19 protein-coding genes are annotated in these 23,062 nt (G+C 34.6%); 17 read left to right on the forward strand and 2 right to left on the reverse strand.

What is annotated here, in order from left to right:
• Positions 1-93: 93 nt before the first annotated feature.
• Both EG849_RS11075 and EG849_RS11080 read right to left on the reverse strand, forming a co-directional pair.
• On the reverse strand, positions 94-1,008 hold the full coding sequence (locus EG849_RS11075; protein WP_125013148.1) for a bifunctional metallophosphatase/5'-nucleotidase: 915 nt from the start codon (positions 1,006-1,008) through the stop codon (positions 94-96).
• A 24-nt stretch (positions 1,009-1,032) separates the two neighbouring features.
• Complete coding sequence (locus EG849_RS11080) at positions 1,033-1,758, reverse strand: 5'-nucleotidase (RefSeq protein WP_317125203.1); 726 nt, start codon at positions 1,756-1,758, stop codon at positions 1,033-1,035.
• A 106-nt stretch (positions 1,759-1,864) separates the two neighbouring features.
• Between EG849_RS11080 and EG849_RS11085 the strand changes: the two genes are divergently transcribed.
• The 17 genes from EG849_RS11085 to EG849_RS11165 all read left to right on the forward strand — a co-directional run bounded on the left by EG849_RS11085 (position 1,865) and on the right by EG849_RS11165 (position 23,007).
• Positions 1,865-2,383: a DUF6913 domain-containing protein gene (locus EG849_RS11085; RefSeq protein ID WP_125013150.1), complete on the forward strand. Its 519-nt coding sequence runs from the start codon at positions 1,865-1,867 to the stop codon at positions 2,381-2,383.
• Positions 2,384-2,385: 2 nt separating this feature from the next.
• The gene (dapA, locus tag EG849_RS11090; protein ID WP_125013151.1) at positions 2,386-3,267 is read left to right on the forward strand and encodes a 4-hydroxy-tetrahydrodipicolinate synthase; all 882 of its coding nucleotides are present in this window, start codon (positions 2,386-2,388) and stop codon (positions 3,265-3,267) included.
• 19 nt (positions 3,268-3,286) lie between these two features.
• Positions 3,287-3,796, forward strand: coding sequence for a ferritin (locus EG849_RS11095; protein WP_125013152.1), 510 nt, complete (start codon positions 3,287-3,289; stop codon positions 3,794-3,796).
• 170 nt (positions 3,797-3,966) lie between these two features.
• Complete coding sequence (locus EG849_RS11100; protein ID WP_125013153.1) at positions 3,967-4,773, forward strand: outer membrane protein assembly factor BamD; 807 nt, start codon at positions 3,967-3,969, stop codon at positions 4,771-4,773.
• Positions 4,774-4,782: 9 nt separating this feature from the next.
• Positions 4,783-5,100, forward strand: coding sequence for a DNA-directed RNA polymerase subunit omega (locus EG849_RS11105; RefSeq protein ID WP_125013154.1), 318 nt, complete (start codon positions 4,783-4,785; stop codon positions 5,098-5,100).
• Between the two features lie 6 nt (positions 5,101-5,106).
• Positions 5,107-6,318, forward strand: a complete 1,212-nt coding sequence (coaBC, locus tag EG849_RS11110) for a bifunctional phosphopantothenoylcysteine decarboxylase/phosphopantothenate--cysteine ligase CoaBC (protein WP_125013155.1) — start codon at positions 5,107-5,109, stop codon at positions 6,316-6,318.
• The gene (porD, locus tag EG849_RS11115; RefSeq protein ID WP_125013156.1) at positions 6,311-7,192 is read left to right on the forward strand and encodes a type IX secretion system protein PorD; all 882 of its coding nucleotides are present in this window, start codon (positions 6,311-6,313) and stop codon (positions 7,190-7,192) included. The genes coaBC and porD overlap by 8 nt, the downstream gene beginning before the upstream one ends.
• Before the next feature lie 196 nt (positions 7,193-7,388).
• Entirely contained in the window at positions 7,389-9,041 is a 1,653-nt protein-coding gene (gene recN / locus EG849_RS11120; protein ID WP_125013157.1) for a DNA repair protein RecN, read from the forward strand.
• A gap of 75 nt (positions 9,042-9,116) precedes the next feature.
• Positions 9,117-10,307 (forward strand): enoyl-ACP reductase FabV, encoded by a 1,191-nt coding sequence (gene fabV, locus EG849_RS11125; RefSeq protein WP_125013158.1) that lies wholly within the window; start codon positions 9,117-9,119, stop codon positions 10,305-10,307.
• 201 nt (positions 10,308-10,508) lie between these two features.
• Positions 10,509-11,885 carry a T9SS type A sorting domain-containing protein gene (locus EG849_RS11130; protein ID WP_125013159.1) on the forward strand — a complete coding sequence of 459 codons (1,377 nt, stop codon included), beginning with the start codon at positions 10,509-10,511 and terminating at the stop codon, positions 11,883-11,885.
• 251 nt (positions 11,886-12,136) lie between these two features.
• Positions 12,137-15,319 carry a fibronectin type III domain-containing protein gene (locus EG849_RS11135; protein ID WP_158611943.1) on the forward strand — a complete coding sequence of 1,061 codons (3,183 nt, stop codon included), beginning with the start codon at positions 12,137-12,139 and terminating at the stop codon, positions 15,317-15,319.
• Positions 15,320-15,410: 91 nt separating this feature from the next.
• Positions 15,411-17,108, forward strand: a complete 1,698-nt coding sequence (locus EG849_RS11140) for a G8 domain-containing protein (protein WP_125013161.1) — start codon at positions 15,411-15,413, stop codon at positions 17,106-17,108.
• A gap of 72 nt (positions 17,109-17,180) precedes the next feature.
• On the forward strand, positions 17,181-18,938 hold the full coding sequence (locus tag EG849_RS11145; protein ID WP_125013162.1) for a T9SS type A sorting domain-containing protein: 1,758 nt from the start codon (positions 17,181-17,183) through the stop codon (positions 18,936-18,938).
• Positions 18,939-19,027: 89 nt separating this feature from the next.
• The gene (locus EG849_RS11150) at positions 19,028-20,026 is read left to right on the forward strand and encodes a glycosyltransferase (protein ID WP_125013163.1); all 999 of its coding nucleotides are present in this window, start codon (positions 19,028-19,030) and stop codon (positions 20,024-20,026) included.
• Between the two features lie 12 nt (positions 20,027-20,038).
• Positions 20,039-20,623, forward strand: coding sequence for a dephospho-CoA kinase (gene coaE, locus EG849_RS11155; protein WP_125013164.1), 585 nt, complete (start codon positions 20,039-20,041; stop codon positions 20,621-20,623).
• A 71-nt stretch (positions 20,624-20,694) separates the two neighbouring features.
• Positions 20,695-22,281: a sensor histidine kinase gene (locus EG849_RS11160; protein WP_125013165.1), complete on the forward strand. Its 1,587-nt coding sequence runs from the start codon at positions 20,695-20,697 to the stop codon at positions 22,279-22,281.
• A gap of 3 nt (positions 22,282-22,284) precedes the next feature.
• The gene (locus tag EG849_RS11165) at positions 22,285-23,007 is read left to right on the forward strand and encodes a response regulator transcription factor (protein WP_125013166.1); all 723 of its coding nucleotides are present in this window, start codon (positions 22,285-22,287) and stop codon (positions 23,005-23,007) included.
• The last annotated feature ends 55 nt before the right edge of the window (positions 23,008-23,062 follow it).

The following is a 23,062-nucleotide window of genomic DNA, read 5'->3' on the forward strand; positions in this document are numbered from 1 at the left end:
TTTCGCAGAAGTTAAAAGAGAAAAGATATAAAAAAAGCGCTTGGATTTTGTGAATCTTAGCGCTTTTTCTTTGCGTATCTCTGTGAAAGAAATCTAAACTACAATCGTTCTTCCGTGATTTGATTTGTTTTTATCCTTGTCAAAATAGAAATCAATTCGGCCTAAATTAATTCCGTAGCAGCCCACTTGGTTGACTAAAGTATCAATTCCGTCAAGGTTTTTAACAATGGTTGGTTTGTCTAGGAACGTATGCGTATGTCCTCCAATAATCAAATCGATATCTTTTGTTTTTGCCGCTAAATTTAAGTCAGAAATTTTATTTGGTTCGTTTTTATAAGAATATCCAATGTGTGAAAGGCAAATTATCAGGTCGCATTTTTCTTGCGTTTTGAGGATTCTTGTCATTTCTTGGGCTGTCTCAACTGGGTCATTATAGATTGTTTCTTTGTAATTTTTTTTGTCAACCAGTCCTTCTAATTCAACGCCAAGCCCAAAAACTCCAATCTTTATTCCTGCTTTTTTGAAGGTTTTGTAGGGTTTTACGATTCTGTCCAGCATTGTGTTTTTAAAGTCATAATTGGCGCTTACGAAGTCAAATTCTGCGTGAGGCAATTGCGCCGCAAATCCTTCCAGGCCATTGTCAAAATCGTGGTTTCCCATAGTGGCCAAATCATAATTTAGCATGCTCATTAATTTGAATTCCAATTCGCCACCGTAATAGTTAAAATACGGCGTTCCTTGAAAAATATCGCCTGCGTCCAAAAGCAGGACATTTGGGTTTTCCTTGCGAATGCTTTCAATTAAAGTCGCTCTTCGGGCAACGCCGCCCATATTCGCATTTCGCGGATGGTCGGCTGGAAATGGATCGATGTGGCTGTGGACGTCATTGGTATGTAAAACGGTGATGCATTTTGTTTCTAAAGTGTCAAAACTGCTCAATGACAAGCCGCCGACAGTCAATAATGCGGAACCTGCCACGCTTCCCTGTATAAAATCTCTTCTTTTCATGTTGCTTTTTTCTTTGGATTTAAATTACTCTACAATAATTCTTTGAATTTGGGGAACCGGAATTGTATCCACTTCCTTGAAATAATCAATCCACACATTTCTTAATTTATAATCCAAATCATAAACGGCAGTTCCTTTTTTAAAGAAATACATGCTGTCGCCTCCGTTGTACAGATAATCGTTTGTTGCCCCATAATAGGTTTTGTTCAAGTCCAAAGGTTTTCCTTGAATCGAAATGCTTTTGTACGATTTTTCATCTTTGTTCAAAATGATTTGTATTCCAGAAAGCGGATGCGGTTTTCTTTCCTTAATAATATAATCAGCCATTTCCAAGATTTGCTCGCCTTTCAACGCCACTACGACCAAATTATTTTCAAAAGGCATCAGTTCAAAAGCGGTTCTAGTGGTTACATTTCCTTGTGGAATAATTGATCTAATGCCACCGTGATTTAAAAGGCAGATATCCACCGATTTTTTTTCTCTTAAATTAAAAATTTTATCGGCAGAAGCCAAAGTGATGTCGGCTTGCAGGCTTCCGATTGAAGTTTGCCATTTTCCTTTGCTTTTTTCAAGCGTTTCAGGAGCGTAAGCCAAAATCTCATTCATGTCTTTATCGATATTTTCGCGATAAGGCCTTACAAATGCTTCAATTTCAGTATTTTCTCCATTTAAATTGGTAACAGCAATTTGTTTTCCTTCAATTTTTGATACATATTCCTTTTGATTTGAACAACCAAAAGCGAAGAGCATTGTTAAGATTACAACAAAATGTTTTAATATAACGTTGTAGTTTTTTAGATTTACCATCTGAATTACGGCTTATTTGATTAAATTTGTAGTCCCAAGCAAAAGTACTATGTTTCTGAATTTTTTCAAGAGTTTTTCTGCCAAAAGAATATTAAAAAAAAGTGCTCTCCATGTTAAGGGAATCCCCTCAACGCATCCGGTAGGAACGGTTGGTTTGCTTATTGATAAAACTTATTTTGAAAATAAAGTAAATTTAATTGAAGAGCTCTTGGCCAACGGAATCAAACGGGAGAACATTCAAATATTGCTTTATAAAGATCGATTCAAGAAAAAAGAAACCATCAATTATCCGAGTTTCAGCCACAAAGATTTGAGTTTCAAAGGAATTTTAGAAAACAAAAATGTTTCTAACTTTATCAATCAAGAATTTGACATGCTTATCAGTTATTATGACACTGAAAAAGCACCTTTGATGATTACGACTTTTAAATCGAAAGCCAATTTTAAGGTTGGATTTTCAACTATCGACAAAAGATTAAACCACTTTATGATCAGTACCAATGCTGAAAATTATAAAGTTTTTATATCCGAATTATTCAAATATCTAAAAATACTAAACAAAATATAATTATGCAGTCACTTATAGGAACAGGAGTTGCACTTGTTACACCATTCAAAAAAGATTTTTCTGTGGATGTAGAAGCTTTGAAAAGAATTGTCAATTATCAAATCGATAACGGAATCAATTATCTGGTTGTTTTAGGAACGACTGGAGAACCTGCAACGTTGAAAAAAGAGGAGAAAGAATTGGTGATACAAACAATTATCGAAGCCAATAACGGAAGACTGCCGTTGGTTTTAGGTGTTGGAGGAAACAATACGGCTGAAGTTGTAGAAGAATTGAAAACAAGAGATTTTGCATCATTTTCTGCTATTCTTTCGGTTTCTCCTTATTATAACAAGCCAACTCAAGAAGGAATTTACCAGCATTTTAAAGCGATTGCAGAAGCTTCACCGCTTCCGGTAATTTTATATAACGTTCCTGGAAGAACAGGAAGCAACGTGCTGCCATCAACGGTAATCCGTTTGGCTAATGATTTTAAAAACGTAGTTGCGATTAAAGAAGCGGCAGGCGATATGGTTCAGGCAATGAAAATAATTCAACACAAGCCAAAAGATTTCTTGGTAATTTCTGGAGACGATATGGTAACGCTTCCAATGGTTTTGGCGGGCGGGGCAGGAGTGATTTCGGTAATTGCAGAAGGTTTTCCAGAGCAATTTTCTGAAATGGTGCGCCTTGGTTTAGAAAGAAAAGTGGACCAAGCTTATGAAATTCACTATCAAATTGCAGATGCAATCGATATGATTTTTGAGCAGGGAAACCCGGCTGGTGTTAAAGAAATCTTTAAAACTTTGGGATTGTCGGAAAATACAGTACGTTTGCCTTTGGTAAATGTTAACGAAGATTTATCCAAAAGAGTAAAAGATTTCGTTGCAAAAACCGTAAATTAGTTTTTTAAAAATACAGATTATGTTATCACAAACTATACAAGACGCATTAAACAAACAAATTAAGGTAGAAGGAGATTCATCTCAAATTTACCTTGCCATGGCATCTTGGGCTGAAGTTCAAGGTTTTGAAGGGATTTCAACTTTTATGTTTGCACAGTCAGAAGAAGAAAGATTGCACATGCTGAAATTGGTAAAATACGTGAACCAAAGAGGCGGACAAGCCAAAATTTTTGGGACAGTTGAGCCGGTTCTAGACTTAACAAGTTACAAAGTTTTGTTTAAGCAATTATTAGAACATGAAATCAAAGTTTCAGAAAGCATCAATGATTTAGTTGGAATTTCTTTAGACGAAAGAGATTATGCAACGCACAATTTCTTGCAATGGTATGTGGCTGAGCAAATTGAAGAAGAAGCAAACGCCCGATATATCTTAGATAAAATCAATCTTATCGGTGACGATAAAGGAGGTTTGTACTTGTTTGACAACGAAATGAAAAATTTTTCCAGTCCAGTTACAGCCCCAAAATAAATACGAAAATTACTCGTTTAAAAAGGTGTCATTTTATGGCATCTTTTTTTTGCTTTTGAGGGAATTAGCCTCTGAAAAAAAATGTTTTTTTAATCATAATTAATAACTAAATTTGCGGTTGATTTTTCATTGGCCTTTTGGCGTTGAAGTCAGCTAATACAAACTTGAAAATGAATAAAATATTTTATATACTTTTAATTGCAGTTACTTTAGGATCTTGCAGTTCTTACCAAAAAGCTTTAAAATCAGAAGATGTTTCTGTAAAATATGATGTCGCTTCAAAAATGTATGAGGCTGAGAAATATACAAAAGCCATTCGTCTTTTTGAGCAAATTGCACCAACTTATAGAGGTAAGCCTGCAGCTGAGAAAATGTTTTACATGTTTGCACAATCGTATTATAAAACAAAACAGTACTATTCAGCAGGTTACCAATTTGAGAGTTTTGCTTCAAGTTATCCAAAAAGTGAAAAAGTAGAAGAAGCTGCTTATTTAGGAGCTGAAAGTTATTCAAATTTATCACCAAGATATTCTTTGGATCAAGTAGATACTAACAAGGCGATTGACAAATTGCAAAATTTCATTAACAATTATCCAGATTCACCTTATCTTTCTCAAGCTAACGAAAGAGTAAAGGTTTTAAGAGAAAAATTGGAGAAAAAAGCATTTGAAATCGCAAAGCAATACAACACGATTGGTGGTTACACTAGAGATTATTCTGCAGCAATTAAAGCTTTAGATAATTTTATTGCTGATTATCCAGGAACACCTTTTAAAGAAGATGCCTTATATTATAGATTTGATTCAGCCTATATCTTAGCATTAAATAGTGTTGAAAACAGAAAAAAAGAAAGATTAGATTTTGCTAAAGGTGCTTACGCATCTTTGATAAAATTCAATGAATCGACAAAATATAAAAGTGATGTTGACAAGAAATTGGAAGCCATCGAAAAAGAATTACAACAATTTTCTAATTAAATAAAAGTCATGGATTTAAAAAAGACGACCGCTCCAGTAAACACAATTACTTATAATAAGAGTGTGATTGAAGAACCGACAGGTAATGTGTATGAAGCGATAACAATTATGGCTAAAAGAGCAAATCAAATTAACTCTGAAATTAAGAAAGAATTGACAGAGAAATTAGAAGAATTTGCTACCTATAACGACAGCTTAGAAGAAATCTTTGAAAACAAAGAACAAATCGAAGTGTCTAAATTTTATGAAAAATTGCCAAAACCGCACGCTTTAGCGGTACAAGAGTGGCTTGAAGATAAAATTTATCACAGAGATACAACAAAATAAATCCTTATGTCTGTTTTAAACGGTAAAAAAATAGTGCTGGGAGTTTCCGGTGGAATTGCCGCATATAAAACAGCATCTTTAGTAAGGCTATTCATAAAAGCAGGTGCCAATGTCCAAGTGATAATGACACCTGCTTCTAAGGATTTTGTAACGCCACTTACGCTTTCCACGCTTTCAAAAAATCCGGTGCATTCTACTTTTTATAATGAAGAAGATGAAAATGCACAATGGAACAACCACGTTGAATTAGGCCTTTGGGCAGATTTGATGCTGATTGCTCCGGCAACAGCAAACACCATGTCCAAAATGGCAAACGGCGCTGTGGATAATCTTTTGATTGCGACTTATTTATCTGCAAAATGTCCGGTTTATTTTGCGCCTGCAATGGACTTGGACATGTACATACACCCTTCAACCACTTCCAGTTTTGAACTGCTTCAAAAATTTGGAAACATCATGATTCCTGCTGAATCTGGTGAATTGGCCAGCGGCCTTTCTGGTGAAGGAAGAATGGCGGAACCCGAAAATATCATCGCTTTTCTAGAAGCGGATCTGGAAAGCAAACTTCCCCTAAAAGGAAAAAAAATCTTAATTACTGCCGGTCCCACCTACGAAGCAATCGATCCGGTGCGTTTTATAGGAAATCATTCTTCCGGAAAAATGGGGTTTGATATTGCAAGAAGGGCATCAGAATTAGGTGCTGAAGTGATCTTGGTTTCAGGGCCGACACATTTAAAATCAGCAAATTCTGCTATAAAATGGATTTCCGTAGTTTCTGCCCAAGATATGTATGAAGCTTGCCATCAGTATTTTGAAAATGTAGATGTTGCAATTTCAGCAGCGGCGGTTGCAGATTACCGACCAAAATTTGTAGCAGCGCAAAAAATTAAAAAAGCAGCAGTCGATCTGAATATCGAGCTTGAAAAAACGCAAGATATTTTAGCTTCCTTAGGAAAAATAAAGAAAAATCAGTTTTTAATCGGGTTTGCATTAGAAACAGAGAATGAAATTGAAAATGCAAAGCTGAAAATCCAGAAAAAAAACCTAGATTTGATAGTTCTCAATTCGCTTCAAGACGAAGGTGCTGGTTTTGGAAAAGCCACCAATAAAATTACTTTCATTAGCAAAGATTTCGCTATTGAACCGATGGAGTTAAAATCGAAAGAAGCAGTTGCGGCAGATATTTTAAACAAAGTAATACAACATTTTTATGCGTAAGATATTATTTCTATTTCTTTTGGTAAATGGCGCGATTCAAGCACAAGAATTGAATTGCAAAGTTTCTATAAATTATGACCGTATCACCAATGCAAATCCTCAGATTTTTAAAACTTTAGAGCGTTCATTGACTGATTTTATTAATAAAACGAGATGGACAAATCAAACTTTTAAAGACAATGAAAAGATTGAATGCAGTATGTTGATTAATGTTTCAGGATATTCTTCTGATCAATTTACAGCGTCGATCCAAGTGCAATCTTCACGACCGATTTTCAATTCATCTTACACATCGCCTGTTTTTAATTACAACGATAAAGACTTTTCTTTTAGGTATTTAGAATTTGAAACCTTAGTTTTTAGTCCAAATAGTTATGACTCTAACTTAATTTCTGTAGTTGCATTTTACAGTTATATGATGATGGGTTTGGATGCAGATACTTTTGGTTTAAAAGGTGGCGATCAATATTATGAATTGGCACAAAACGTAGCTATTTTAGCACAACAAGGTGGTTCAAAAGGTTGGAATCAGTCTGATGGAAATCTCTCTAGATATTTTTTAATCAATGACATACGTTCTAATACTTTCAGTCCATATCGTGAAGCGATGTACGAATACCATTCAGGTTTAGATATGATGGCTGACAATCAAAAAGCAGCCAAAGAGAAAATTAAAAGATCGGTAAAAACGCTTTCTGCCATTTATGATTCGCGACCAAATGCCTTTTTGACTCGAATATTTTTTGATGCTAAAGCAGACGAACTAGTTTCGATTTTTTCAGGTGGACCAAGTATTGCCGTGGCTGATATGGTAGAAAATTTGAATAAAATTTCTCCTTTGAATTCCAGTAAATGGGGTAATATTAAGTTCTAGTTTTTTAGAAGCCATTTCCAGCTTTTTGTTTCAATCTTTTTCGCAAACGTCTTTTTTTGCAAGAAGAAAAAAGAGCTTCCGCTGGTCGCTTTTTTTCTCCAGCAAAAAATAGCCCTTCGCTGAAAAAGGATTTTCACTGCAATCTGGGCTAGGGCGTCCCTAATTAATTCATCTCCAATCTTAAAAATTTAAGGCATTGCTAACTTCACTATCCATAAAAAACTTCGCATTAATTGAAAAATTAAATATTGATTTTTTAGAAAATTTTTCCATCATCACGGGTGAAACCGGAGCCGGAAAATCTATTGTTTTGGGAGCCTTGGGTCTGGTTTTAGGAAAACGTGCCGACTTGAGTTCGCTTAAAAACAAAGAAGAAAAATGTGTCATCGAAGCCCATTTTGAAATTTCAAGGTACAATCTCCAGTCTTTTTTTGAAGCCAATGATTTAGACTTTGAAAACCAAACCATCATCCGAAGAGAAATTCTTCCTTCTGGGAAATCGCGTGCATTTGTGAATGACAGTCCGGTGAATTTGCAAGAACTGCAGTCGCTTGGCGAATTTTTGATTGACATTCACTCGCAACACCAAACACAAGAATTATCAGAAGAAAATTTTCAGTTTGCAATCATCGATTCTATTGGGAATAATCAAGATACGATTTCAGAATATGCATCGCTTCTTAAAAAATATAAAAGCTTAAAAAGCAATCTTTCAGGTTTGAAAGGAAAATTGCAGGAAGCGTCAAAAGAGCAAGATTACAATTCCTTTTTGTTAGAAGAATTGCTTTCGGCCAAATTAAAATCAGGCGAACAAGAAGAGCTGGAAGTTGTTTTTGAGCAATTGAACAACGTAGAGTTTATCAAAGAGAGCATCGATAAATCCTTGGCCATTTCGGAAGCAGAACAATTTGGAGTGTTGCAAAATTTGAAAGAAATCAAATTTGCACTGCAAAAAATCGCTACGTTTTCCCCAGAATACAATTCATTTTTGGAAAGAATAAACAGTGTTGCCATTGAATTTGACGACATTGTTTCGGAATTGAATCAAGTAGGCGAAAGCTTGACGAATGATCCAGAACAATTAGAATTGACGAACCAGAAGCTACAAAATATTTACAATCTTCAGAAAAAGCACCAAGTTGCCACCATTCATGAATTGTTAGAAATACAAGATGTTTTAGATAACAAAGTCATTTCTGTGGACAGTTTGCAAGTTGAAATTGAAAAAGCAGAAATAGAAATTGTGGAAAGTGAAAAACAATTGGATTCGCTTTCTGAAGTCATCCGAAAAAATAGAAAAAAGGCAATTCCGGTCTTGACGGAAAAACTAATTTCGATTTTAGATTTGTTGGGAATGCCAAATGTTCGTTTTAAAATTGATGTCACGCTTTCAGAAGCGTATCATAATAACGGAAAAGACGATTTAGAATTTTTATTTGCAGCCAACAAAGGTTCTGATTTTGGACTTTTGAAAAAAACGGCTTCGGGTGGAGAATTGTCAAGAATTATGCTGGCTGTAAAATCTATTTTAGCACAATATCAAAAGCTTCCGACCATTGTTTTTGATGAAATCGATACCGGAGTTTCGGGTGAAATTGCGCATAAAATGGGTGATATCATGAAAAATATGAGCAAAACGATGCAGGTTTTTGCTATCACACATCTGCCTCAAATTGCGGCAAAAGGAAATGCACACTTTAAAGTTTCGAAATCCACAGTTGGCGAACAGACTTTATCAGAATTAAAATTGCTTTCAAAAGAAGACAGAATTGTGGAAATTGCCCAAATGCTTTCTGGAAAAGACATTTCTGATTCCGCCTTAAATCACGCAAAAGCCTTGCTGAACTAATATTTTGAATTATATTTGTTTGCAAAATACATTAAAAATAAAGAATACAAAAAACAACGATTAAAGAAAAGTTTTATGATCATAGAACCAAGAATGAGAGGATTTATTTGTTTGACTGCACACCCTGAAGGTGCTGCGCAAAACGTTAAAAACCAAATTGAATACGTTAAATCGAAAGGGAAAATCGAAGGCGCTAAAAAAGTTTTGGTAATCGGCGCTTCAACCGGATTTGGGTTGGCTTCTAGAATCACAAGTGCATTTGGTTCAGATGCATCGACAATCGGCGTATTCTTTGAAAAACCGCCTGCTGAAGGAAAGACGGCTTCGCCAGGATGGTACAATTCTGCTGCTTTTGAAACAGAAGCCCACAAAGCGGCTCTGTATGCAAAAAGTATCAACGGCGATGCTTTTTCAAACGAAGTGAAAAAAGAAACTTTAGATTTGATCAAAGCAGATTTGGGTCAAGTTGATTTGATAATATACAGTTTGGCTTCGCCAGTGCGTACCAACCCAAATACAGGAGTTTTGCACCGTTCGGTTTTGAAACCAATCGGTGGTGCGTATAGCAATAAAACAGTTGATTTTCATACGGGTAAAGTTTCAGAAATTTCAATTGAACCAAGCAAAGAAGACGATATTGAAAATACTGTTGCTGTAATGGGTGGTGAAGATTGGGCCATGTGGATTGATGCTTTAAAAGCGGAAAATCTTTTGGCTCCTGGAGCTACAACGGTGGCGTATTCTTATATTGGGCCTGCTGTGACAGAACCCGTTTATAGAAAAGGAACCATTGGTCGTGCGAAAGATCACTTGGAAGCGACTGCTTTTTCAATTACCGACAGCTTAAAAGATATTGGCGGAAAAGCCTATGTTTCGGTAAATAAAGCATTGGTTACTCAAGCGAGTTCTGCAATTCCGGTTATTCCGTTGTATATTTCTATTTTGTATAAAATTATGAAAGAAGAAGGTGTTCACGAAGGAACAATTGAGCAAATCCAGAGATTGTACCAAGACCGATTGTTCACCGGAAAAGAAGTTCCGACGGATGAAAAAGGAAGAATAAGAATTGACGATTGGGAAATGCGTGAGGATATTCAAGAAAAAGTAGCGGCGCTTTGGGAAAAAGCAACTACTGAAAACCTTTCAGAAATTGGTGATCTTGAAGGTTATAGAAAAGATTTCTACAATTTATTCGGATTTGATATTCAAGGTGTTGATTACAAGGCAGAAGCTGATGAAATGATTCAAGTGGACAGTTTAAAATAAGCTATTTTTCGAAATAAATAAAAAGCGGATTGTTGTAAAACAATCCGCTTTTTTATTGGTAATTGTTTTATTTTTTAATCTTTTTTAGAATTATCTCTGAAAAATCGATTTGAAAATGTTTGTGTTAAATAATATAAGTTTTTTTTTATATACTAATCAATATATTATATTAGCATTAATTAAATTTATAAAATATTTAGAATGAAAAAAATTACTTTATTACTATTATTATTTATTTCAGGCCTAAGTTATGGCCAAACATGTACACAAAACTTTTATGATTATGGTTACGATGATGAAGGGTTGTCACTTACTGTTACATCAACAGATTTAGATTGCTACAGTGGCGCAGTGAACACTATCACAATTAGTAATGCTTATTTAGATGACGGATGGTCTGATGATTGTGGAGATTATTATGACTTTACACTTAATTTAGATGGAGTTGTTTCTACTGTTTGTGGTTCAGATTTGATAGGTTTAGTTATAACTAACTTTCAAACACTAACAATTACTGCAAATGATACTGATGATTTTTCTGATTATATCGGAATTGATCTTTATATTACAGTTGGCTATGCGGCTACAGCTGTGCCAAATTGTAATGCAGAATTGACTGGTCCACAAGATGATACGTTAGATTCAGTCGCAGGATTGCTTTCTTGGGAAGAAGCGACTGGAGCGGTTTCTGGATATAAAATTTCTCTTGGAACTACGCCAGGTGGAACAGATATTTTGAACTTATTTGATGTAGGTGATGTAACTGAATATGATGTTCCAGGAAGTTTAACAATAGCAACAACTTATTATGTTACAATTGTTCCTTACAATTCGATCGGAAATGCTTCTGGTTGTACAGAGTATAGTTTTGTTACCGGAAGCCCTTTAGCAAATGATGATTGTTCAGGAGCTACCGCTTTAACAGTTGATGCTAACTTTTGTGATGGAGTTTTGACAAACGGTTCAAACGGAATGGCAACAGATTCAGGAGTTGAAGAAGCCGATTGTTTTAATTCAGGATTAAGCGATGTTTGGTTTTCATTTTTGGTTCCAGCAGGAACTGCATCAGTTGATATTTCTACAGACTATACCGGAGGAACTTTAGTTGATACTGAAATTGCATTATATTCTGGAACATGTGGAGCTTTAGTGGAATTAGATTGTGACCAAGATAGCGGAACAACAATTTTAAGTAATGGATTTTCATACAACTCAATTATTGAAGATGCTTCAGTAACGGCAGGGCAAACTTATTTTGTAAGAGTCTCTGGATATAGTTCAGGTTCAAGAGGGACTTTTTGTTTAGAAGTATCAACAAACCAAAGTTTATCTACAGGAGATTTTAATTTGTCTAGCTTTAAAGCATATCCAAATCCAGTGAAAGATTTCTTGAATTTATCTTACACTCAAGATATTTCTGATGTTGCAATTTTCAATTTACTAGGACAACAAGTTCTTGCCAGGAAAGTGAACGCAACTGAAAGTAAAATTGATATGTCAAACTTGTCTCAAGGTACTTACTTAGTGAAATTAACTTTTAACGGACAAGTAAAGACAATAAAAGTTGTAAAGGAATGAATCAATATTATTGTTTATTAGATAAAAAAGCCTGCATTTTAGTAGGCTTTTTTTTCATATCGTCAATTTATTGGTTTTATGTTTCTTAAATAGTTAATTTATTATAAATTAGCCCGCATTAACTTTAACTATTTATTTTTATGAAAAAAATTACTTTATTATTAATGTTATTTGTCGGAATGCTGTCCTATGGGCAGATTTGGTCAATAGCATCATGTTCATCAGAACTTGGGTCTAGTAACTACGGCCCCATGTATAGCACAGCGACAGCTAATGCAACTAGCAGAACAGCTGTTATTTATCCTTCAGCACAATTGACTTCAATTGCAGAACAAGTTTTGACTTCAATTTATTTTAAAAGATTGACGGCAGCAGAGATGTTAGGAACTCCAAATCTTAAGATTTACCTGAAGGAAACAGCAAGTGATAACTGGGGTACAGCTTCAATAGATTGGTCAACTTCAATTACGGGAGCAACTCTTGTTTATGACTCAAATCCTGTGACGGCATTAGGAACAAGCGCAGGATGGAAAAGTTTTGAATTTTCTACAAATTTTTCTTATTCTGGAACGCAAAATTTAGCTGTGTTTTTTGAATATTCAAATGCTACAGCAAGTAATTCAATTACTTATGCTTATGAGTACACAGCTCCATGTATTATTACTACTGATTCTAATACTACAAAGTATGCAAATAATAATACGGGAATTTTAGCAACAACATTAGCATCAAAAGACTATAGAAGACCATTGATTGGTTTTGATTATGAAGTTTCGTGTTATGCTCCAACTAATCTAGCTGTTACTGCCATTGGTGAAACTACAGCTGAGATATCTTGGACTGCTTCGTCTTCAAATCCATCATTGGGATATGATTACTATTTAAGCACATCTCCAACAGAACCAACTCCATCTACAACTGCTACAGGAAATGTACCAACAGGAACAACAAAAAATTTAACCGGACTAAGTAACTCTACTGCTTATTATGTGTGGGTTAGAAGTAATTGTGGAACTGGTGATGTAAGTGTTTGGAAAGGATCTTCTTTTGTAACTTCATGCGTGGCTATTTCAAGTTTTCCTTGGACAGAAAATTTTGACACCATGACAACAATTGGAGCTAATGTTTTACCAAATTTATGCTGGAAAAGCTTAGCTGGAGGTTCATCAAACACTATTCAATTTACTACCTCAAATGCAGCTTCTCAAACGTATAACGACCCAAGATCTGCACCAAATTATATAACGGTTTATTATCCAACAACAAACGCAGCATATTTATATACTCCAGGAATGGAATTAACCGCTGGTCAATCTTATGATTTTTCATTTTATTACATTGGAGATAATAGAGCAGGTTGGGACGGTCAGGTTGTTTATAACACAAATCAGTCTGCAACAGGAGCAACAGTTTTGGGAGATTCTTATGTAATAAGTGCAACAACAACTTCACAAACAAATTATGTTAGAGTTACAAGAACATTTGTGCCTACCACAACGGGTACTTATTATTTTGGAGTAAAAGCTATGGCAGTAACTAGTGCACCTTTTTACTTAGGATTTGATGATTTTAAAGTAGATCTTTCGCCATCTTGCATAAATCCAACAGCTTTAACAGCAACAAATATTACTGCAACAAGCGCAACTATATCTTGGACAGCACCAACAACAGTTCCGTCGTTGGGTTATGAATATTATATTTCGGCAACAAACACTCCTCCAACAGCTGCAACAGCTGGTACGCCAGTAACTTCTGGAACTTCAGTAAATATTACAAACCTTCCATCTAATGAAACTCGTTATGTTTGGGTTAGAAGCCTTTGTAGTGCAACTGATATTAGCTCTTGGAGTGATTCAGTTTCATTTACAACTGCGTGTGGTGCATTTGGAAGCTTTACAGAAGGTTTTGAAAACACAGTAACAAGTACAATTATGCCTTCTTGCTGGAGTAGAAATATTGTCTCAACTACAACAGATCCATATATATATGTGAGTACTAGCGATGTTAATACAGGAAACAGAGCATTGCGTTTTGGAAATTCTGGTAGTGCAACTGCAACTTTATATGGAATTACACCTGCTTTAACTGATTTGCCTTTGCAAAATCATAGATTGAAATTTTATGCAAGAGGTACTGTTTCAACTGTTTTTCAAGTTGGAACTATGACAAATCCGGCCGATGCAAGTACTTTTGTATTAAAACAAGTAGTGACTCTAACGACTTCTCACCAGCAAACTGTTATTAATTTTGATACACCAACAACTGGTTCCTATATTGCATTCAGAGCAGCATTTTCTTCAACTTATAGTACAGTAACTATTGATGATGTAGTTTGGGAGCCAATTCCTGCTTGTCCTGAACCAACTGCAATTGTTGTATCTGATATAACAACAACTTCAGCTACAGCTTCTTGGACGGCACCATCATCAACACCTTCTCAAGGATACGAATATTATTTGTCTACATCAAATACTCCGCCAACTGTTGCAACTACAGCTACAGGTCTAGCAACTGCAGCAACTGTTTCATTAACGGGTTTACCTCACAGTACAGTTCATTATATTTGGGTGAGATCAAATTGTGGATCTGAAACAAGTCCTTGGTCAAATATGGGAACTTTCGCTACAGCTTGTGGAGTAAATGCTGCTCCTTCTGCTGTACAAAATTTTGCTACTTATGTACCTCAATGTTGGTCTGAAACTACAGGTGCATTGGGTACTACATTATCAACTACAACAAGTATTTGGACTACGACAACTTCTTTTGCAAACGTTGCTGCTGGAACAAATAAAGGAGCGAAAGTTAATTTATATGGAGGAACTACAGCTAATCCAGATAACGATTGGTTAATCTCAAATTCAATAGATTTAGGTTCATCACCAAGTCAATTTAGAGTTAAATTTAAAATGGCAGTTACAAACTATAATGGTTCTGTATCACAAACTACTTTGGGAACACATACTGTGAGAGTAATTGTTTCAACTGACAATGGCGCTACTTGGACTGCTGCAAATGTTATTAAAACATATACTGGTGCAGGAACTTATAGCAATACAGGACAAGATGAGTCCATCGAATTGACAGGTTATTCTGGAGTGGTTAAAATTGGATTTTTAGCTACAACTAGTAGTACTACACTAGATATCGACTTCCATATTGATGATTTTTCTGTTGAAGCAAGTCTTTCAGCACCTTCATTTAATACAGCAAACTTTAAAGCATACCCAAATCCAGTGAAAGATTTCTTAAATTTATCTTACACTCAAGATATTTCTGATGTTGCAGTTTTCAATTTACTAGGACAACAAGTTCTTGCCAGAAAAGTAAACGCAACTGAAAGTCAAATTGATATGTCAAGCTTGTCTCAAGGTACTTACTTAGTGAAAGTAACTGTTGGAGACCAAGTAAAAACAGTAAAAGTGATGAAGCAATAAGCTAAATTCTAAATTATTTTTAAAAGCCACCTAACCGGTGGCTTTTTTTTATACATTCGTAGTTGTAATATCCCCAAATAATTACCCTACTATGAAAAAAAAATACTTTGATTCCATCTGTCAAAGAAAAATAAAACTGCATCAAATTTTCATTTCAGCTTCTTTTCTTTTAATTTCAAGTTTTTCTTATTCTCAAACGACCATAATTAATCCGGCATTGGAGGGAGGTTTTGAAAACGGAAATACGATTTCTTCAAATGGTTGGACAGCCATAAATCCTTCTATAGATTCTTGGAATATTGGAAATATTGTTTCTCCAAGTTCAGGAAATAATGCGGCTTACATTTCTTCGGATAATGGTTCAATATGGAATTATTCTCAAATAAATACGGTATCACATTTAGCTAAAGAAATTACTGTACCAGCAGATCAGCCAAAAATGGAGCTAACTTTTAAATGGAAAGCAGGAGGTGAAGGTCTTGATTTAAATGATTGGGACAACTTAAAAGTATTTTTCGTACCAAGTTCTTATAACCTTGTGGCTGGCGTTCAAATTCCGCCTTCATATCAAATCGGAACGTTGTATAAATTAAGTTTTTCTGATTGGAACACGGCATTAATTTCTTTTGCAACCGTTCCCGGAACTTATAAATTGGTATTCAGTTGGAAGTCAGATATCGTAGATGCTGTAAATCCTCCCGCGGCAATTGACGAAGTTTCGCTAATAGCAAATCCACCATCAAATTTTATTTCTGTGGCCACAGGAAACTGGAATAACGCAACTACCTGGAATACAAATTCAGTTCCTACACTTGCAGATAATGTTTTAATTGCTACCAATCACACGGTAACTTTAGATGCAAACAATCTTGCAGTAAATGATTTGGCAATTGATGGAACGCTGAATTATGCAACAATAGCTACTAATTTTGATGTAAAAGGAAATCTGACAGTAAATTCTGGGGGGAATTTGAATGCTTTTTTTAATGCCGTAGGCAAAAGCATTACCGTTTCCAGAAATTTAATAAACAATGGAAATATTGATTTGTCAAAAGGAACTCTTGGAACAAATATTTTGACTTTAAACGGAATTATTCCTCAAACCGTAAGCGGTTCTGGAACATTCACAAATAATTTGATCCGAAACCTAACTTTTAATAACACTTCTTCAGGTGGAATTACTTGGAATTATGACAACTTAAGAATTGCAGGAAATTTGAATTTTATCAAAGGAAATGTGGCTCTTGAAAACAATACGTTAACGTTGGGAACTGGTGTTACTGCTGGAATTGGTTTAAATGCGGTAGGTGCTTTACTTCATACTTCAGGTGGATTTGTTTCAGGTACATTTTCTAGATGGTGGGCAAACACGGCGGCAGGAACTACTTTGGTTTCAGGTGCTCTTCCAATAGCAACAGCAGGAAGGTATCCTTTTGTAAACAATCAAGGAAATAATCATTCGGCTTATATTCAGAGGATTTTACCAACAGTAGGAGGTCAGATTGCGTGTAAATATACAACTGCAAATTCAGTTTCTGCCGTTTCAATTGCCGATGGAAGCTACACCGTAGATTCAAAATATGATGGAAATTGGATTTTTTCAACGCCAACAAATGTTCCTGTTTCTGAAAGTTACAACATCGCTTTATTCGGCCAGAATACTTTTCAGGCTTCAAACGGAAATTCTAGAATTATAAAAACGGCTTCAGTTTTAGAAGGAATTCACTCAAACGGGACAAATTTGCCGTCTTCACAAAGAACCGGACTTACTTTAGAGCAGTTAACTTAAAATCCAATAACCATTGGAATTGCAACGGCTGACAAGCCAAATGCAACAATTGCAAGTGGAAATTGGAATGATGTGTCAATCTGGAGCAAAGGAAATATACCAAATTGTGATGAAGCTGTAAATGTAAATTCAGGTCATATAATTACTTTAAATTCGGCATCAAATGTCTCGAGATCTTTGACAGTTTCCTCTGGTGGAACTTTAAATGTTACTTCGGGAAACTTGACAATTGGATGTACAGATAATAATGCAACTTTAAATCTTCTTGGAAATTTAAATGTTACTGGAGGAAATTTAAATGTAAATGGAAACATTGCAGCAGCTTATGGTTCTGTTTTTTCGCAAAGCGGAGGAAATATAAATGTTGATGGAAACTCAGGAAATATAGCTACAAGTGTTGCGGATGGAACAAGAATAATAGATGTAATTCCTGAAAATGCTTCAAGTTTAAATTGGACTGGTGGAACATTGACTATCGTTGATCCACACGCTGCAACCGCTGCAAATGACGTTTTAAGATTGAGCGGACAATTCGATGGTTATGTGAATGTTACGTCTGGACATACGATTAAATTTGGAGATGGTTTTTCTAATCAATCAGGAGGAAATGCGACCAATGGTTTTCGTGTAAATACTTGGGCAATCACTTCTGGACTGCCTTTAGGTAATGTAATAGTTGAAGGTCCTGCAGGAACAAATCGTCACTTAACAGGAACCTATCAAATTCCTGTATATGGAAATTTAACCATAAATAATGGCGGAGAAAGCAGAGTTTCTACTCTTTATCTAAACGGAAATGCAGTAATAAATTCAGGAGGAACATTAACGTCTTCAACAGGATTTTTCTTTGTAAACGGAAGATTTATTGATGCTTCGACTGTTGGATTTACACCATCGATAAACGCGCAGCAGTTTACAAATAATGGTGTTGTGAGAAATTCAGCAACCGTTTCAACAGCAAATTTGAATAATCTGGTAATTAATAATGCATCGGCTTTGGGCGTGACTTTAAATTCTCCAGTTTCATTAAGCGGAACGATGACTTTAACCAATGGTTTATTGAATACTTCGGCGACTAATATTTTAAAAATAAATCAAGGTGGAAGTGTAGCAGGCGGATCAAATACTACTTTTGTAAATGGTCCAATGACAAGAGTTTTTACTTCTGAAAGAACGGCTTCGGGTACTTATTCAAGCGCTACGCAGTTTCCGGTTGGAAAAAACGGAAGCTTTTTGCCTTTATACATTGATCCTTCAACTGCTACAGAAAGTGTTGAATTTAAAGCAGAGGCTTTTACTTCAAATCAAGGAACTCATCCCCAAAACATAACGTCTTTGTCAAATAATCGTTGGGAAACAGCAATAATCTTAGGTAATGACAGCTTTATAAACGCAAATATCAGAATTGTCAATGCTTCAATTTCTGCAGAGAGTAAAATAGTTCAATCGGAAACGGCTTCGGGTGAATATTCTCTTTTTTCACCCGCTTCTATTGTAGGAACAGGAACTTTAACAACAGTTTCACCAATAATAGCGACTGATTTTAAAGGTTTCTTTTCTCACGGAATTGAAAACCAATTAGGAACAGATACTTTTACAAAATCTGTTTTTAAAGCGTATCCAAATCCTGTAAAAGATGTTTTAAACTTAAGTTCTTCTGAAGAAATCAGTTCAATTGAAATTTATAACTTGATTGGACAAAGGGTTTTATTTAAAAAAGTAAATGATTTACAAATCAGCATTGATTTGAGTTCTTTACCTAAATTAACTTACATTTTGAAAGCATTTTGTGGAGATTATGTACAGACCGTTAAGATTATAAAAGAGTAATTTATTCTCAATTTCAATACAAACCAACCTAAAATTTTAGGGTGGTTTTTTATTTTTAAAACTTATCTTTGTTAAAGTTAAAATCTACTATGAAATTCTCCTTTATAATCCCTGTTTTCAATCGACCAGACGAAATTGACGAACTTTTGCAAAGCTTGGCTAAGCAAAATTATTTAACTGATTTCGAGATTGTTGTTGTGGAAGATGGATCCTCAGTTCCTTGTCAATTTATTATAAATTCGTACAAAGAAAATCTGAATATTTCCTATTTTTTTAAATCAAATTCAGGTCCTGGAGATTCACGAAATTTTGGAATGAGAAATGCAAAAGGCGACTATTTTTTGATTTTAGACTCCGATTGTATTTTACCCCCAAATTATTTATCCGAAGTTGAAAAGGCTTTAAATGAAGATTATGTAGATTGTTTTGGCGGGCCAGATAAAGCTTTAGTTAGTTTTTCTGATGTGCAAAAAGCAATTAATTTTTCAATGACTTCTTTTATGACAACGGGAGGAATTCGGGGCGGATCAGAAAAAATAGGCAAATTTCAACCCCGAAGTTTTAATATGGGATTGTCAAAAAAAGCCTTTGATGCTAGCCAAGGCTTTGGGAACATTCATCCGGGTGAAGATCCAGATTTGTCTATTAGATTATGGAAAATGGGCTTTGAAACCCGACTTTTCATCAATGCGCATGTCTATCATAAGAGAAGAATTGATTGGTCTAAATTTTATAAGCAAGTCCATAAATTTGGTAAAGCAAGACCGATTTTAAACAGTTGGTATCCAGAATACAACAAATTGACTTTCTTTTTTCCATCCTTATTTTTAATCGGATTTTTGTGTTCTGTGCTGTTTCTAATTTTCGGAATTTCATTCTTTCTCGGAATGTATTTGTTGTATTTTCTATTGGTTTTCGTTATTTCTACAATTCAAAATAAGAGTTTAAAAATAGGAAGTTTTTCTCTTTTGGCGGTAGCCACGCAGTTTTATGGCTATGGTGTTGGCTTTATAAAGTCATATTATAATGTAATTATTTTAAAAAGAAAACCGCAAGAAGCAATGCCCGAAATGTTTTTCAAATTATAAAAAACTCAAATTATGCCTAAAATAATCGGATTAACAGGAGGTATCGGAAGCGGGAAAAGCACTATTGCAAAGCATATCGAACAGCTTGGAATTCCAGTTTATATTGCAGATATTGAAGCTAAAAAAATCCTTGAAACAAAGGTAATAATCGATAGAATTAGCGACGCATTTGGTCATGATATTCTTGAAAATCAAAAAATTGACAGAAAAAAGTTGTCAAAAGTGGTATTTGAAAACCCAGAAAAGTTGAAAACTTTAAACAGCATAATTCATCCCGAAGTTGCCAAACATTTTAAAAATTGGGTACAAGAAAATCAAAATCACCAAATCGTAGTCAAAGAAGCAGCTATACTTTTTGAAAGTGGAAGTTATAAAAATTGCGATAAAGTAATTTTAGTAACAGCGCCAAAAGAAACTAGAATTCAGAGAGTTATAAATCGAGATAACATTTCGAGAGAAGAAATTGAAAATAGAATGGCGAATCAATGGAGCGAAGAAAAGAAAAAAGAGTTAAGCGATTTTGTAATTATCAATGAAGATTTACAAGAAGCTTATAAAACTACCGAAATGATACTTTCTTTATTAAGGAATAAATAATTTAGGAATTAGATGTTAATGTTTGGTTAATGTATTAATTGCTTAAATGTTAAAATGTTAATTTTGTTTCGATGAATAAGACATTGTTTCGCTTGCTAGTTGTATTAATGAGCCTATCACTGATAGGAATTATTTTGGTTCAATTGTATTTGATTAATACTTCGTTCAAAAATAATGAAGAGCAATTTAAATACCACGTTCAGCAAGTTATCGCAAATGTTTCTGAAAAATTAAAACAAGAAGAAACGTACAGTCTATTAAATCAGTATAATATTTTAAAAGACAGCATTGGAAAAGCACCGAATACTAGTGAACTATTAGATTTTGTGTTGGTTCAAAAAAATAAGGTTACTAATGAAACAGTAATTTATTCGAATAATATTATTGCTGAAGATTATAATGTAAACCTTTCGTTCTTTGATAAAAAAAAGGATTCAATAAGAAAAGCTCAAAATTACAGCGCAAAGCGAAGAACAGAAATTTATTCTGGCAATCAGATTGACAATTCTGCGATGCAAAAAACAACAACTCCAGATATTACTGTGGAAAAATCAGGTAATATGGAAATGTTGGTCAAAGCACAATACGATACATTTTTGAAAGATATTGCTGAAACCAAGCCGTTAAAAGATAGAATTTCAAAAGAAAAACTTCAAAAGATGTTAGCGCACGAGCTTAAACTATATGAAGTAAAAACACATTTTGAATACGGAGTTTACAGTGACGGATTGGCTACAAAAATAAAATCTGATAATTTTAAGTTCGATAAAAATTCGACTTTTCAGACACCAATTTTTGCAGACAATGAAGGAAAAGCTAAATTTCAATTACTAGTAAGTTTTCCTGACAAAAAGAAATTTTTGTTTACCGATTTGATTGGAATTACGATTTTGTCCATCACATTTACGCTAATTATCATTATTGCTTACGCAAGTGCTTTGAATCAATTAATAAAACAACGTCAGATTTCTGAAATCAAAACCGATTTCATTAATAACATGACACACGAATTTAAAACGCCTATTGCCACTATTAACTTGGCTTTAGATGCAATCAAAAATCCAAAAGTAATCGAAGATACTGAAAAAGTATTCAGATACCTGCAGATGATTCGTGACGAAAATAAAAGAATGCACGCTCAAGTTGAAAACGTTCTTCGAATTTCTAAATTAGAAAAAAGAGAACTTGAAATCAACAAAGAACCAATGAGTGTTCAAGAAATTGTGGAAGATGCAGTAGAACACGTAAACCTGATTATAGAAGACAGGCATGGCGTAATTAACACCCATTTTGCTGCAACAAGAACAACAACATTAGTCAATGATGTTCACTTTACAAACGTAATGGTAAACATTTTAGACAACGCCATAAAATATTCTCCAGAAGCGCCAGTCATTGACGTTTACACAGAAAATGTAAAAGATTTCATTGTGATAAAAGTAAAAGACCAAGGACAAGGAATGAGTAAAGTGGCTCAAAAACGAGTCTTTGAGAAATTTTATCGAGAGCACACAGGTGACCGTCACGACGTTAAAGGTCACGGTTTAGGTTTGGCTTATGTAAAAAGAATTGTTGACGACCACAATGGTCAAATATTTGTAGAAAGCGAAAAAGGGAAGGGTAGCACCTTCATTATAAAATTACCACTAATCAATTAAGCTATGGAAAATGTAAACAAGAAAATCCTTTTAGTCGAGGACGACCCAAACTTTGGTTCAATTTTAAAAGATTATTTAAATCTGAACGATTTTGAAGTTACTTTGGCAAAAAACGGGATGGAAGGTTTCGAAAAATTTAAAAAAGACACATTTGATTTGTGCATTCTCGACGTTATGATGCCTTACAAAGATGGATATACTTTGGCTAAAGAAATCAGAGAAAAAAATAAAGACATTCCACTTATTTTCTTGACGGCAAAGTCAATGAAAGAAGATGTGTTGAAAGGATATAAAGTGGGGGCTGACGATTATTTGAACAAACCTTTTGATTCAGAAGTATTGTTGATGAAAATCAAGGCAATCATCCAAAGAAAAGCATCTGACAGCAAAACAGATAACACTAAATTTGAATTTCAAATTGGTAATTTCCACTTGAATTCAAAATTACGTTTCTTGACTTTCAAACAAGAAGAGCCAATAAAACTATCTCCAAAAGAGAACGAATTATTGAAAATGTTAGCTGTTCACGAAAACGATTTGATGCCGAGAGAACTAGCCTTGACAAAAATCTGGAGAGACGACAACTATTTTACATCAAGAAGTATGGACGTTTACATCGCCAAACTAAGAAAATATTTGAAACTGGACGAAGAAGTAGAAATTCTAAACATCCACGGAGAAGGATTCAGATTGGTAGTGAAAAACAAACCAGCTGTATCAGAATAAAACATCAAAGCTTCGAGAAATCGGAGCTTTTTTTTATGTCTTTTTTTGAATAAAT

This window comes from Flavobacterium macacae (assembly GCF_003865365.1).
In the GTDB taxonomy this organism is placed as follows: Bacteria; Bacteroidota; Bacteroidia; order Flavobacteriales; family Flavobacteriaceae; genus Flavobacterium; species Flavobacterium macacae.